The following is a 13,384-nucleotide window of genomic DNA, read 5'->3' on the forward strand; positions in this document are numbered from 1 at the left end:
CGGGGCGCCCGGCCGGCCATATGGCCGGGCGCCCGGCCGAGGGGTCGCTGCCGGTGTCCGCCCCGGCGCGGGCCGGGGCGCGTGACTCAGCAAAGGACGGTGCCATGGGGCCGTTTGCCGCTCGATTCGCCCCCGTCCTGCTCATGGTCGGGGCCAAGGTTCCCTATTCGGTGATCCAGAAGCTCACCCCTCCGGAAGTCGACGCGTTCTCGTCGCTCTGCCTCACCTACGGCGTCTGCACGGCCTGCGCCGTGGTCTTCTTCTTCCTCACGCAGCGCGGTGCCGGGGGGGTCGGGGCGCACGCTCCGGGGCGAGTGGTCCAAGGCCACCTGGACCGCCCCGGTCTTCGGGGCCTGCCTGCTCTGCATGGATGTGGCCACGTTGGCCATGTTCCGCGTCGGCTGGGACCTCTCCGTGGGGATGCTCGTGCTCTTCGTGGTGCTCGGGTGCGTCCTGGCCCTTGTGGGGAGCCTGTTCTACGGCGAGCGTCTCACGGCCCGGCGCTTGGCGGGGATACTGCTCTCCGTGGTGGGGGTGGTGCTGGTCGGCATGTGACCGGGCGCCAGCGGGAACGGGCCGTTGCGACGGCTTTCTGAAAAAAAGAAAGAAGGCGTTCACGAAGGCTTCATATATAGTCGTGAGCAGCATCTTCTAGAAGCGGGCTGGATTGGGGAAGACTACGATACAGACTCGGATTTCGGCGGCTCTGTCGCCAGGCAGGGGAACAAGGTGCCTATGACGCTCATAGCCGGCGCCCTCCTCGGCCTGCTGGGGGCGCTGCCGGGTCTTGCGCTTGCCCGGATGGCTCGGATAGGCAGGCGCGTACCGGTCGCGGCCGGCCTCGCGGCAACCGTCCTCTCGGCGACGGCGCTCACGGCCGTCCTCGGATGGGCGTACGGGGCCGCAACGACCCGCTTCGCCGCCTTCGCCTCGGTCATGGTGACCGTGTTCCTCGGGGCGTGGGGGGTCGAGGCGTACAAGGCTTGGCGCTGGATGAGCCACTGGCGCTAGCGCAGAAGGAGGAGACGTGGAAGAGTTCGAGAAGCTGCCTGAGGCGGTCAACGAGCTTGTCGACAGTTTCATAGCCCAGCCCGTGGCGGGCAATCTCAACTTCGGCATCACCCAGTACACGGTGTTCATGTTCGCCGCCATCGCGATTCTCTGCGTGGTCCTCTTCATCTTCAAGAAGAAGCAGGCCGCCAGCATCGTGCCCCAGGGCCGCTTCGTCAACGGCGTCGAGTACGTCATCGAGTTCGCCCGCAAGGACCTCGTCGAGGACATCCTGCACTCCACTTGGCGCCAGCACTTCCCCTTCATCGCCACGGTGTTCTTCTTCATCCTCATCAACAACCTCATGGGCGTGATTCCGGGCATGCACCCCGGCACGGGCACCATCGGCGTCACCTTCGCCCTGGCCCTCATCTCGTTCATCTACTTCATCTACGTGGGCGTCAAGAAGGACGGCGGCTGGGGCTACATCAAGAGCCTCAAGCCCAAGGGCGTGCCCTTCCCCATGGACTGGCTCGTCTGGGTCATCGAGCTCTTCTCGACGTTCCTTCGCCTGATCACCCTAGCCGTCCGCCTGTTCTGCAACATGTTCGCCGGCCACGTGGTCATGGGCACCTTCGCCATCCTCGCCTCGCTCTTCATCGCCCGCTTTGCCCAGGGTGTGACCCTCGAGGCCTTCACGGGCGCCGGCATCTCGCTGCTCTGGCTGCTCGTGCTCATCGCCATCTACGCCGTGGAGATCCTCGTGGCCTGCATCCAGGCCTACGTCTTCTCGCTGCTCACGGCCGTCTACGTGCAGCTCGCCGAGGAGGACGAGTAGACCAAGGCATCATGGCGGCCTGGCCGCCTGTGCATAGACAAGACCCCAGTGGGAACGAGTCCGAGGTCGGACCGTCAGAAGGAGGAATCGTGGGAGTCATCGGTTACGGAATTGGTGTTATCGGCGCCGGCCTTGGCATCGGCATCGCGGCTTACGGAGCGACCACGTCCATGGCCCGCCAGCCCGAGGTCCAGGGTCGTCTGTTCACCGTCTTCATCCTGGCCTCCGCCTTCGTCGAGGCGCTCGCCCTCATCGGCTTCGTCGTCTCCCTGCTGGCCTAATCCAAGCGGTCAGACCCATCACGTTGGAGGTTCGTGACATGAACAAGTCCCAGCAAGGGCGGGTGCGCTGCCTCGCCGTCACGGCGGCGGGAGCCGTTGCTTTCGCCCTGACGGTGCCCACCCCCGCCTTCGCGACCTCGGCGTTCGACATCCTGATCCCCAAGCCGGCCGAGTTCATCCCGGCCCTGATCGCCTTCGTGGTCATCTGGGCGGTGCTTGCCAAGCTGGTATGGCCGAGCGTCATCAAGACCCTCGACGCCCGTCAGAAGGCCATCCAGGACAACCTCGATGCCTCCGAGCAGGCAAAGGTCGACGCCGCCAAGGCCCTCAAGAAGGCCGAGGCCACCATCGACGACGCCCAGGCCCAGGCCGACGAGATCGTCGCCGAGGCCAAGAAGAACGCCGAGGCGTCCAAGGACGCCATCATCAAGCAGGCCAACATCGACGCTAAGCGGATCCAGGACAAGGCCCGCGACGGCATCGAGGCCGAGCGCCACGCCGCCATGGCCGACCTCGTCGACCAGGCCGCCGACCTCGCCGTCGACCTCGCCGGTAAGATCATCGGCGAGAACCTCGACGCCGAGACCCAGAAGCGTCTGATCGAGCGTTCGTTGGCAGAAGCCGGAGACGCCGATGGCAACCAGTAACCGCATGGAGAAGGACAAGGTCGAGACCTATGCCCGGACGCTGCTCGAGGCGGCCCGGGCCGAGGGGCGCGAGAAGCGCGACCTCCGGGCCCTCGACGGCCTTGCCGACGCCCTGGGCGAGCTGTCGGACACCCTCAAGGTGATCCTGGAGCGCGGCGACGAGCAGCTGCTCCCCGACATCGCCCAGCGTTACTCGGCCCTGTTCCATGCAGAGGTCGATGTGGTGGCGGTCGATGTGACCACCGCCATCCCCTTGGACGACGACCTCCGCGAGGAGGTCGAGGAGTTCCTCACCGTGGAGTACGACAAGCCCGTCTTCGTGGTGGAGCACGTCGATCCGTCCATCATCGGGGGCATCATCTTCAACGCGCGCGGCGAGCGTCGCGACGCATCGGTCCGCACCCAGCTCGAGAACGCTCGCAGGGTGCTCAAGGCAAAGGGAGGCGAGTAGGGCGTGGCTGACGAGAAGGCCCAAAACGGCGGCACGACCATCAACGCCGATACCATCGCGAGCATCCTGCGGGGCAAGCTCGACGCCATGACGGCTGCCATCGACACCCAGGATGTGTCAAGGGTGGTCGAGATCGGCGACGGTGTGGCCCGCGTGAGCGGCCTGCGCAGCGCCATGGCCGGCGAGCTGCTGGACTTCACCAGCGCCCTCACCGGCGAGCATGTCTTCGGCCTGGCCCAGAACCTCGACGAGGACGAGGTCGGCGCGGTGCTCTTCGGCAACGTGGAGGCCATCCGCGAGGGCGACGAGTGCCGCACCACCGGCCGCGTCATGGACATCCCCGTGGGGCCGGCCATGCTCGGCCGTGTGGTGAACCCCCTCGGCGAGGCCATCGACGGCCTCGGTCCCATGGAGACCGTCGCCCGCCGTCCCGTGGAGTTCAAGGCCCCCGGCATCATGGCCCGCACCCCCGTGTGCGAGCCGGTGCAGACGGGCCTCATGGCCATCGATGCCATGATCCCTGTGGGCCGAGGCCAGCGTGAGCTCATCATCGGTGACCGCAAGACCGGCAAGACTTCCATCGCCGTCGACACCATCATCAACCAGGCCGACAGCGACATGGTCTGCATCTACGTCGCCATCGGCCAGAAGGCCTCCACGGTGGCCACCATCCGCCAGACCCTGGAGAGCCACGGGGTCCTCGACAAGACCATCATCGTGGCCGCCACCGCCTCCGACTCGGCGCCGCTGCAGTACATCGCGCCGATGGCCGGTGCCGCCATCGGCGAGTACTTCATGTACAACGGCGCCGACGGCAAGCCCGCCAACGAGGACAACCCCGGCCGCGCCGTGCTCGTGGTCTACGACGACCTCTCCAAGCAGGCCGTGGCCTACCGCCAGATGTCCCTGACGCTGCACCGTCCGCCCGGACGCGAGGCCTACCCCGGCGACATCTTCTACCTGCATTCCCGTCTGCTGGAGCGCGCCTGCAAGCTCGATGCCGCCCACGGCTCCGGATCGCTCACGGCGCTCCCCATCATCGAGACCCAGGAGGGCGACGTCTCCGCGTACATCCCCACCAACGTGATCTCGATCACCGACGGCCAGATCTACCTGCAGTCCAACCTGTTCCTCCAGGGCCAGCGCCCCGCAGTCGACGTGGGCATCTCCGTGTCCCGCGTGGGCGGCGGCGCCCAGATCAAGGCCATGAAGCAGGTGGCCGGCAACCTACGTCTCGACCTGGCCAGCTACGCCGAGCTCCAGAGCTTCTCGCAGTTCGGCAGCGATCTCGACCGCTCCACCCAGGCCCAGCTCAACCGCGGTGCCCACATGACCGAGCTCCTGCGTCAGAAGCGCTTCGCCGCCCTCGACGTCGCCGACCAGGTGGCCGTGATCTTCGCGGGCAACAACAACTTCCTCGACGACATCCCCCTGGACGAGGTCCTCGCCTTCCGTGACGGGTTCGTCGACTACATGAAGTCGAGCCGTGTGGCCCTGCGCCAGAAGATCTGCGAGGGGCGCATCTCCGACGAGACCGCCGAGGAGCTCAAGGGGGCTTGCCGCACCTTCAAGAAGCAGTTCGTGGCCGGACGCAAGGCGGCCAGGCGCGGTGCCGATCGCGAGCAGCTCGAGGAGGACGCCATCGAGTCCGCCGGCGTCGCCACGACGCTTGAGGGCTCCGCCGCCTCCGTGGCAGAGGAAGACTAAGGGCCATGGCCAACCTTCGCGACATCAAGCGACGCATCCGCTCGGTCACCAGCACCAAGCAGATCACCCATACCATGGAGATGGTCTCCACCACCAAGATCATGCGGGCCCTGCAGCGCGCCGCCGACGGTGCTCCCTACAAGGACGCCATGACCACCATGCTCGCCAGCGTGGCGGCGGCCGGCGACACCGACGAGCAGCCCCTGCTCCAGGAGCACAGCGGCCTTCGTCGGGCCCTCATCATCTGCGTGGCCTCCGACCGAGGTCTGGCCGGTGGGTTCAACGTGCAGGTGGAGCGGGCCGTGGAGCGGCGTATCCGCGAGCGTGCCGAACAGGGGATCGAGGTGGAGCTGATCTGCTGCGGCACGAAGCCAACGGAGTACTTCTCCTCCCGCGGCCGCAAGCCCATCCTGTCGTTCTCCGGTATCTCGGCCGAGCCCACCCTGGTGGAGGCCAACCAGATCGCTAGCTATGTCATGGACGGCTTCGTGTCCGGGCGCCTGGACCACGTGGAGATCTGCTACCAGCATGCCAGGAGCCGCGTGGAGCAGGTGCTCACCATCGAGGAGCTGCTCCCCGTGACCCGCGAGACCCTGCGCCTCCCCAACGCCCCCCGCGAGCAGGAGGCCCTTTCGGCGGTCGAGGCCCAGGCGAGCGACTTCGAGTTCGACCCCGCCCCCGCCGAGGTCCTGGGCTACCTCATCCCCAGCTACGTCAGAACCGTCATCTATCACGCCCTCATCGACTCCGCCGCCGCAGAGCACGGTGCACGCCGCCGGGCCATGCAGGCGGCCACCGAGAACGCGACCGAGATCATCTCGACGCTGAGCCGCGAGTACAACCGCATCCGCCAGAGCTCCATCACCACCGAGCTCAACGAGATCGTCGGCGGAGCAGCCGCATTGGAGGAGAAGTAATGGCAGAAGCGACCAAGCTCTCGTCGCTCGATCTGGACAAGGTCCTCAAGACCTCGATCAAGCACGAGTCCGACGCCGAGAAGGGCGTCATCGTCCGCATCGTGGGCCCCGTGGTCGACGTCAAGTTCGAGGAGCACATCCCGGCCATCTACACGGCCCTCGTCGTCGATGCCGATACTCCCTTCGGCCACATTCACACGGTGCTCGAGGTGGAGAGCCAGCTGCCGGGCGGCATCGTGCGCACCGTGGCCATGAGCTCCACCGACGGCATGCAGCGCGGCCTCCACGTCATCGACACCGGCAGGCCCATGGAGATGCCCGTCGGCGACGCCACCCTGGGCCGCGTGTGGAACGTGCTCGGCGAGCCCGTGGACGGCAAGGGCATGCCCGACGACGTCCAGTACTACCCCATCCACCATGCCGCCCCGCGCTTCGACGACCTCACCACCTCGGTGGAGATCTTCGAGACCGGCATTAAAGCCATCGACCTGCTCGAGCCCTACATCCGCGGCGGCAAGACCGGCCTGTTCGGCGGCGCCGGCGTGGGCAAGACGGTACTCATCCAGGAACTCATCAACAACCTCGCCATGGAGCATGGTGGCACCTCGGTGTTCACCGGCGTCGGCGAGCGCACCCGCGAGGGCACCGACCTCTACCTCGAGATGAGCGAGTCGGGCGTCATCGACCGCACCTGCCTGGTCTACGGCCAGATGAACGAGCCGCCGGGAGCTCGCCTGCGCGTGGCCCTCGCCGGCCTGACCGAGGCCGAGTACTTCCGCGACCAGGGTCAGGACGTGCTGCTCTTCATCGACAACATCTTCCGCTTCTCCCAGGCTGGCTCCGAGGTCTCGGCACTCCTCGGCCGCATGCCGTCGGCCGTGGGCTACCAGCCCACGCTGGCCACCGAGATGGGCGACCTTCAGGAGCGCATCGCCTCCACCAAGGAAGGGTCGATTACCTCGGTGCAGGCCGTCTACGTGCCCGCCGACGACCTCACCGACCCGGCTCCCGCCACGACCTTCACGCACCTCGACTCCACGACGGTGCTGTCGCGTTCCATCTCCGACCTGGGCATCTACCCGGCCATCGACCCACTGGGCTCCTCCTCGGACGCCCTCGACGCGACCGTCGTGGGCGAGGAGCACTACCGCGTGGCCATGGCCGTGCAGGAGGCGCTCCAGGCCTACTCCGATCTCCAGGACATCATCGCCATCCTCGGTATGGACGAGCTCTCCGAGGACCAGCGCAAGACCGTCCAGCGTGCCCGCAAGATCCAGCAGTTCCTCTCCCAGTCGTTCCACGTGGCCGAGCAGTTCACGGGCAACCCCGGGACCTACGTCCACGTGGCCGACACGGTGCGCTCCTTCGCCGCCATCGTCGACGGCGACTGCGACGACATCCCTGAGCAGTGCTTCCGCTATGCCGGCACCATCGACGAGGTGCGCAAGCGCTACGAGAAGCTGCTCAAGGACGGGCAGGCGTAAGGGGGCGCCATGGCCAAGATCGATTACCAGATCGTGCGTCCGGACAAGCTCATGCACGAGGGCGAGGCCACCTCGGTCGTGCTGATCACCAAGTCGGGTGAGCTCGGCGTCCTTCCCGGTCACGCCCGCGAGATCTGCGCCCTCGGCGACGGCATCGTGCGCATCATGCACGAGCCGGACGACACGGGGGCCACGCAGAGCCGCGTGGTGGTCTCGGGCGGCTACGCCGAGATCACGGGCGACATGGTCATCGTGCTGGCTAACCATGCCCGCGACGTCGACGACATCGACTCCAAGGTGGTCACGGCCACCCGAGCCGAGGCGGAGGGGGAGCTCGCCAAGCTCCCCGCAGGCGACTCCCGCAGGGCGTACTTCGACTCCAAGATCGTTTGGTGCGATCTCCTTCTGGCGGAGGAGGAGCGCTGGGGCGGGCGCTAGTCGCGCCGTCCATCGTGCGATCACAGCGGGGGCGGCCTGGTCGCCCCCGCTTTTTTCCTATGTGCGTGGCCCGTGATGCCCCGGCTAACTCTTCAGGGGAGGGGCGCCTCGCATAGAATCGTGTTCGTCCGAACCATGAACGGGAGGAGACCATGGACGTCATCCAGATAGAGGGCGGTTACCCCATCACCGGCGAGGTGCAGGTGGAAGGGGCAAAGAACTCGGCTCTCAAGCTCATGGCCGCCACCCTCATGGCCCCCGGCGTGAACAAGCTCACGAACGTCCCGAACATCTCCGACGTCCACACCATGGGCAAGGTCATCGAGTGCCTCGGCGCCAAGGTCGAGGTCCTCGGCCCCCATGACCTCAGGATCGACACCACGGGCGTCGACTCCTGGGTGACGCCCTACCAGCTCGTGGCCAAGATGCGCGCCTCCACGGCGGTCCTCGGGCCGCTTCTCGCTCGCTTCGGCAAGGCCGTGGTGGCCATGCCCGGCGGCTGCAACATCGGTGCCCGCAAGATCGACATGCACATGCTCGGCCTCGAGGCCCTGGGCGTGGAGTTCAAGGTAGACCACGGCAACATCTACGCCAGCGCCCCGCACGGCCTCCAGGGCACCACGGTGACCCTCGAGTTCCCATCGGTGGGAGCCACCGAGAACCTGCTGATGGCGTCGGTCCACGCCAGGGGCACCACGGTCATCGACAACGCCGCCCGCGAGCCCGAGATCGTGGATCTCGCCAACATGCTCAACGAGATGGGTGCCAAGATTACCGGCGCGGGCACTCCCCTGGTGGAGATCGAGGGTGTGGGCGACCTCCATCCCGTGACCCACGAGGTCGTGGGCGACCGCATCGAGGCGGGCACCTTCATCGCCATGGGCGGGCTCGTGGGCGAGCCCGTGCGCGTCACGGGCTTCGACCCCCAGCACCTCGGCCTCGTGCTGCGCAAGTACGAGCTCATGGGCCTTACCATCGAGCGTGAGGAGCGCGGGTGCAGCGTCTGGCGCACGGGCCCCATCAGGCCCACCGACATCCAGACCCTGCCGTATCCGGGCTTCCCCACGGACATGCAGGCCCAGACCATGACGCTCCTGGCCAACGCCGAGGGCGACTCCATCATCACCGAGAACGTCTTCGAGAACCGCTTCATGCTCGCTGCCGAGCTCAACCGCATGGGTGCCGACATTCGCATCGAGGGGCACCATGCCATCGTCCACGGCGTGGAGGGCTTCTCTGGGGCACCCGTCACCTCTCCCGACCTCCGCGGCGGCGCGGCCCTCGTCATGGCCGGCCTCGTGGCCGACGGCTATACCACCGTCTCGGGCGTCCACCACATCGACCGCGGCTATGAGGGCTTCGTCGAGAAGCTCCAGGCCCTCGGGGCGCGGGTGCGCCGCACCACGGTGCCCGACGAGGACTGAGGCCGCCGAAAGGAGCGATCCTGTGCCTGAGGTCAATCCGCCCAAACCCCTCTCCATGGCCAACGAGGACTACCTGGAGGCCGTCTGGCGCATCATGCTCGAGCGCGACGACGACTCCGTGCGCTCCGTGGACGTGGCCGAGCTGCTCGGCGTGTCCAAGGCCAGCGTCAACAAGGCCATCTCCACCCTCAAGAACCACGGCTACGTGGAGCAGAACCGCTACGGGCGCGTGGCCCTCACCGAGCCGGGACGCCGGTACGCGGCGCGGCTCTGGCGCTGTCACCGCGCCCTGCGGGCTTTCCTGACCGGCGACCTCGGGGTCGACCCGGCCGTGGCCGACGGCGAGGCCTGCGAGATGGAACACGCCCTCTCCCAGGACACCATGGACCGCCTCCTCGCCTACCTGGAGCGCGAGGGGACCGTCGTCGACGGTGACCTCGATGGCTGACGTCGGCGACCTCAGCGTCGCCCAGGCCCTGGCCGCGCTCCTCGAGACGGGGGTCGACGAGGCCTCCCTCGACGCCGACCGGGCGTCCGCCGCGGTGTTCGCCGGGCGTCTGGGCGGGTCAGGCCGCCCTGTGACCCTCTCGGGCGACCTCGACCGCGCCCTGGGGACCGACCTCCCCGACGGTCTGTGGTGCCTCTGCGAGCCCGAGACCGTGGCAGCCGCCCAGGCGCTCGACGTCGCCTGCGGCGCCGAGGCCGCCGTCACCGCGACGCGCGCTCCCCTCGTGCGCCTGCTCGACGAGGTGACGGACCCCGCGGAGCTCCGGTCTGTCGGGCGCGCCGCCGGGCACCTGGCCCTCCGGGCGCCGGCACCCTTCGCCGTGGGGGCGGTGGGCCTTGCCGGGTCGCGCTCCGTCGACCCCGGGCGCCTCAACGACGGCGTGCGGGCCCTTTGCGGCGGTTTCGTCGAGGCGGGCCTCCATGGCGTGCTCTTCGAGGACGCCCCCAACGGGGCCGTGGGCTTTGGCGCCGTGCGTGCGGCCTCGGCCGCTGGGCTCCCGGTGGCCGCCCTCGCCGACCACGGCGCCCTCCCGGACGACCGGCTCCTCGCCCTCACCATCGCGGCCCTGGCCGCCTCCGGGGCCTGCTGCGTGGGGGTCTCCTCCGTCCCCTGGGACGACCTCGACGGGGTCGCGCGACGGGTCGCTGCCGCCGCCTCCCGCTGCGACGTGTCCGGGGCCGTGGTGGCCGACGTCCCGGCCGGGGAGCCGGTTGGGGAGTGGCCTCTCTCAGCGGTGGAGGGGCTGGGCCTTCTCGGTGTGAGGGGCGCGCCCTTGGCGGAGGCCGCCGACCTCTGGGCCTCCCTTGCGGCGGGCGGGTGACCCTCGACGGACGGCGAGCTGTCGTTTGTATGAAACGCCTGCGCCTCCCACGGGTTGCAGGTAGCATCAAGAATGGCCGGTCATTGCATGTTTGAGCATGACGGCCACCGCTGAACCGACCCAGTCGCACCGCCTGCGGGGCGCTGCGAGCAAGGAGCAACCATGAAGGCGATCATCCCGGCCGCAGGCCTCGGCACCCGCTTCCTGCCGGCTACCAAGAGCAACCCCAAGGAGCTGCTCCCCGTCCTGGACAAGCCCGTCATCCAGTACGTGGTCGAGGAGGCCCTCGAGCCCGAGGGCGTCGACGGCGTCGTCATCGTCAACTCGCACCTCAAGCCGCAGCTCGAGGAGTACTTCGGCCCCAAGCCCGAGCTCGAGAGCTACCTCCGTGAGCGTGGCAAGGACCGGTACGCCGAGGTTGTCCGTGAGTCCGGCGAGCTCCCGGTGAGCTTCGTGTACCAGGACGACCCCTTGGGCCTCGGCCATGCGGTGCTCTGCGCCAAGGACGAGGTGGGCGACGAGCCCTTCTTCGTGCTGCTGGGCGACTACTTCGTCCCCGACCGCGAGATGTGCGTGCGCATGGCCGAGGTTTCCCGCGCCCACGGCGGCGCGTCGGTCATCGCCGTCGCCCCCGTGAGCCACGACGAGGTGAGCCGCTACGGCATCGTCGCCGGCGAGCAGGTGGGCACCCTCGACGGCGACGACCTCGACCTCGAGGAGCCCGGCTCGGTACTGCGCCTTTCCGGCATGGTGGAGAAGCCCGCCCCCGAGGACGCGCCCACCAACCTCTGCATCGTCGGCCGCTACCTCCTCTCACCCCGGGTCATGGAGCTGCTCCAGACGCAGCGGCCGGGTGCCGGCGGGGAGATTCAGCTCACCGACGCCCTCGAGCGCCTACTCAAGGAGGAGGAGATGTACGCCCTGGTCGTCGACCCCGCCGAGGGCTGCGACACCGGCACCCCCGCGGCCTGGGTGGGCACGTCCGCCCGCATGGCGCTCCTCGACCCGGCCACGCGCGAGGCCTTCCTCGAGGCGTTGGGCGACCAGGCCCTCTCCTGACCCATCCTACCCAGGGCGTTCCCACGAGGCACCCATGCGCTACATTCGCTTCAACAACGACGGATGGTACGCGCGCTACGATGACGGTCTGAACAAGACCAACGTCGTGCGCGTCGCCGACGCCGCCGCGGCCCGATGGGCCGACGTCTTCGGCGGGGGCACCGTCCACATCGGTTACGATACCCGGCGCCATGCCCCGGAGCTCGCCGCCGCCGCTGCTGCCGCGGTGGGGGCCTGGGGCCTTGACGCCCGCCTCTCCGACGGGCCGTGCCCCATGCCCGCCCTCAACTTCGCCACCCGGTCGGACCCGTCCGCCGTTGGCGCCCTCATGCTCACGGCCGACCACCGCAACGCCGACTACCTCGGCATCCGGGTGCGCAACAACGACTCCTCGGCCATCGGCCGCGACGAGGCCGGCGCCATCGAGGATCTCGTGTCCCAGGAGCTCGGCGAGGCTCAGGGCCCGTTCACGCTCGAGGAGAGCGTGGGCCCCTTCCTCGCTCACATGGCCTCCCTGGTCGACGTGCGTCGCATCCGCAACGCCCGTCTCGACTGCATCCTCGACCCCATGTACGGCACCGCGCGCGGCCACGCCGCCACCCTGCTCCGCTCCCTGGGCGTGGGTGTCGTCGAGATCCACGGGGATACCGTCGACGACTTCTGCGGCACGCACCCGGAGGTGGTGGAGCCTTGGCTCGACGACCTCGAGTACATGACGGGCCAGACCCAGGTTGACTTTGGCACCGCCATCGACGGCCCCTCCAACCGCGCTGCCGCCGTCGACGGCGAGGGCAACCTCGTGGCCGCCCCCAAGCTCCACGCCCTCGTGCTCATGCACCTCATCAAGAACCGCGGCCTCTCCGGCCGCATCGTGCTCCCGCGGTTCTCCTCCGTCGTCATCCGGCGGGTGGCCGAGTCGCTCGGCTGCGACGTCACCCTCGTGCCGCCCGGTCCCACCTGGCCGTTCGAGGAGATCCGCCAGGGCGGTGTCATCACCACGAGCGACGGCCTCGGCGGAATCTGTGTCCCCTCGCTCGACCCCGAGCGGAACGCCTTCGTCACCATGCTGCTCCTCGTGGAGCTCCTGGCCTACGAGGGGGTCTCCCTCCGGGAGATGGCGGCCAACCTCGATCGCGCGGTCGGGTCGATGGAGTACGGCCACCGGGAGATCCGCATGGACCCGGGCCGCTGCGCCGTGCTTCGCAACCTCCTCCCCGGGACCAACCCCGAGGGCCTCTGCGCCAAGAAGCCGGTGTCCGTGAGCCATGCCGACGGCCTGCGGGTCCAGTTCGACGACGACTCCTGGCTCTTCATCAGGCCGTCCATGTCCGAGCCGCTGGTGCGCATCTACGGCGAGGGGGTCGACCGTGCGGACAGGGACGAGCTCCTGGACATGGCGAAATCCTACGTCACCTCCCTCTGACCGCCCCGTATGTGTAGGGAATGTGGAGGGTCCGATCCCCGCCCCCGGGGGCCCGGGCGCCGCGTATAGTCATTTCTCGCGCCGCGGCACCCACCGCCTGGTGGTCCCGGCGCGACGGACCTTGAGAACCGGATACCGCGGCCTTTGGGGCCGCGGGGAGACAGACCATTAAGGATGGTTCCTCGCGGCGGGGGAGACCCCGCCGGGAAACGAGCGAACCTGTCATTTCCTTGTGGATCCGACGATCGGCGGATCATCGGCCGGGTCGGGCTCCATCTGACACGCACCGCGGCGCCAGCGGGCGCCGCGTGTCCGAACGGAGAGTTCGATCCTGGCTCAGGATGAACGCTGGCGGCGCGCCTAACACATGCAAGTCGAACGGGAAGCGGGGCCTCCG

15 protein-coding genes and 1 rRNA gene (1 of these 16 cut by a window edge) are annotated in these 13,384 nt (G+C 68.4%); all 16 read left to right on the forward strand.

Features of this window, described 5'->3' with window-relative positions:
- Positions 1-279 precede the first annotated feature (279 nt).
- A complete protein-coding gene (locus OR600_RS00965) occupies positions 280-555 on the forward strand; it encodes an EamA family transporter (RefSeq protein ID WP_265590471.1) in 276 nt (91 codons plus the stop codon).
- Positions 556-729: 174 nt separating this feature from the next.
- Complete coding sequence (locus OR600_RS00970) at positions 730-1,011, forward strand: hypothetical protein (RefSeq protein ID WP_265590472.1); 282 nt, start codon at positions 730-732, stop codon at positions 1,009-1,011.
- 16 nt (positions 1,012-1,027) lie between these two features.
- A complete protein-coding gene (gene atpB, locus OR600_RS00975; RefSeq protein WP_135978037.1) occupies positions 1,028-1,828 on the forward strand; it encodes a F0F1 ATP synthase subunit A in 801 nt (266 codons plus the stop codon).
- 89 nt (positions 1,829-1,917) lie between these two features.
- Positions 1,918-2,109: an ATP synthase F0 subunit C gene (gene atpE, locus OR600_RS00980; RefSeq protein WP_135978038.1), complete on the forward strand. Its 192-nt coding sequence runs from the start codon at positions 1,918-1,920 to the stop codon at positions 2,107-2,109.
- 38 nt (positions 2,110-2,147) lie between these two features.
- On the forward strand, positions 2,148-2,756 hold the full coding sequence (atpF, locus tag OR600_RS00985; protein ID WP_135978039.1) for a F0F1 ATP synthase subunit B: 609 nt from the start codon (positions 2,148-2,150) through the stop codon (positions 2,754-2,756).
- A complete protein-coding gene (locus tag OR600_RS00990) occupies positions 2,743-3,207 on the forward strand; it encodes a F0F1 ATP synthase subunit delta (RefSeq protein WP_135978040.1) in 465 nt (154 codons plus the stop codon). The genes atpF and OR600_RS00990 overlap by 14 nt, the downstream gene beginning before the upstream one ends.
- Before the next feature lie 87 nt (positions 3,208-3,294).
- Complete coding sequence (gene atpA, locus OR600_RS00995) at positions 3,295-4,914, forward strand: F0F1 ATP synthase subunit alpha (protein ID WP_251164239.1); 1,620 nt, start codon at positions 3,295-3,297, stop codon at positions 4,912-4,914.
- Between the two features lie 5 nt (positions 4,915-4,919).
- Complete coding sequence (atpG, locus tag OR600_RS01000; RefSeq protein WP_135978041.1) at positions 4,920-5,831, forward strand: ATP synthase F1 subunit gamma; 912 nt, start codon at positions 4,920-4,922, stop codon at positions 5,829-5,831.
- Positions 5,831-7,315, forward strand: a complete 1,485-nt coding sequence (gene atpD / locus OR600_RS01005) for a F0F1 ATP synthase subunit beta (RefSeq protein WP_135978042.1) — start codon at positions 5,831-5,833, stop codon at positions 7,313-7,315. The genes atpG and atpD overlap by 1 nt, the downstream gene beginning before the upstream one ends.
- 9 nt (positions 7,316-7,324) lie before the next feature.
- On the forward strand, positions 7,325-7,753 hold the full coding sequence (atpC, locus tag OR600_RS01010) for an ATP synthase F1 subunit epsilon (protein ID WP_204829447.1): 429 nt from the start codon (positions 7,325-7,327) through the stop codon (positions 7,751-7,753).
- Positions 7,754-7,905: 152 nt separating this feature from the next.
- The gene (gene murA, locus OR600_RS01015) at positions 7,906-9,177 is read left to right on the forward strand and encodes a UDP-N-acetylglucosamine 1-carboxyvinyltransferase (RefSeq protein ID WP_265590473.1); all 1,272 of its coding nucleotides are present in this window, start codon (positions 7,906-7,908) and stop codon (positions 9,175-9,177) included.
- Positions 9,178-9,232: 55 nt separating this feature from the next.
- A complete protein-coding gene (locus OR600_RS01020) occupies positions 9,233-9,625 on the forward strand; it encodes a metal-dependent transcriptional regulator (protein WP_251164240.1) in 393 nt (130 codons plus the stop codon).
- Positions 9,618-10,505 (forward strand): hypothetical protein, encoded by an 888-nt coding sequence (locus OR600_RS01025; protein ID WP_251164237.1) that lies wholly within the window; start codon positions 9,618-9,620, stop codon positions 10,503-10,505. Before OR600_RS01020 ends, OR600_RS01025 begins: the two co-directional genes overlap by 8 nt.
- 162 nt (positions 10,506-10,667) lie before the next feature.
- Positions 10,668-11,564, forward strand: a complete 897-nt coding sequence (locus tag OR600_RS01030; RefSeq protein ID WP_265590474.1) for a UTP--glucose-1-phosphate uridylyltransferase — start codon at positions 10,668-10,670, stop codon at positions 11,562-11,564.
- 34 nt (positions 11,565-11,598) lie between these two features.
- Positions 11,599-12,987, forward strand: a complete 1,389-nt coding sequence (locus OR600_RS01035; protein ID WP_265590475.1) for a phosphohexomutase domain-containing protein — start codon at positions 11,599-11,601, stop codon at positions 12,985-12,987.
- 313 nt (positions 12,988-13,300) lie between these two features.
- Positions 13,301-13,384, forward strand: a 16S ribosomal RNA gene (locus OR600_RS01040); it runs 1,435 nt beyond the window's last position.

The organism is Granulimonas faecalis (assembly GCF_022834715.1).
In the GTDB taxonomy this organism is placed as follows: domain Bacteria; phylum Actinomycetota; class Coriobacteriia; order Coriobacteriales; family Atopobiaceae; genus Granulimonas; species Granulimonas faecalis.

Bases quoted from the DNA above. Each gene is read 5' to 3' on its own strand.
- OR600_RS00990 (WP_135978040.1), top strand. From the start codon at position 2,743: ATGGCAACCAGTAACCGCATGGAGAAGGACAAGGTCGAGACCTATGCC.
- atpA (WP_251164239.1), top strand. From the start codon at position 3,295: ATGACGGCTGCCATCGACACCCAGGATGTGTCAAGGGTGGTCGAGATC.
- murA (WP_265590473.1), top strand. From the start codon at position 7,906: ATGGACGTCATCCAGATAGAGGGCGGTTACCCCATCACCGGCGAGGTG.
- OR600_RS01030 (WP_265590474.1), top strand. From the start codon at position 10,668: ATGAAGGCGATCATCCCGGCCGCAGGCCTCGGCACCCGCTTCCTGCCG.
- atpC (WP_204829447.1), top strand. From the start codon at position 7,325: ATGGCCAAGATCGATTACCAGATCGTGCGTCCGGACAAGCTCATGCAC.
- atpD (WP_135978042.1), top strand. From the start codon at position 5,831: ATGGCAGAAGCGACCAAGCTCTCGTCGCTCGATCTGGACAAGGTCCTC.
- OR600_RS01020 (WP_251164240.1), top strand. From the start codon at position 9,233: ATGGCCAACGAGGACTACCTGGAGGCCGTCTGGCGCATCATGCTCGAG.
- OR600_RS01035 (WP_265590475.1), top strand. From the start codon at position 11,599: ATGCGCTACATTCGCTTCAACAACGACGGATGGTACGCGCGCTACGAT.
- atpF (WP_135978039.1), top strand. From the start codon at position 2,148: ATGAACAAGTCCCAGCAAGGGCGGGTGCGCTGCCTCGCCGTCACGGCG.
- OR600_RS01025 (WP_251164237.1), top strand. From the start codon at position 9,618: ATGGCTGACGTCGGCGACCTCAGCGTCGCCCAGGCCCTGGCCGCGCTC.
- atpG (WP_135978041.1), top strand. From the start codon at position 4,920: ATGGCCAACCTTCGCGACATCAAGCGACGCATCCGCTCGGTCACCAGC.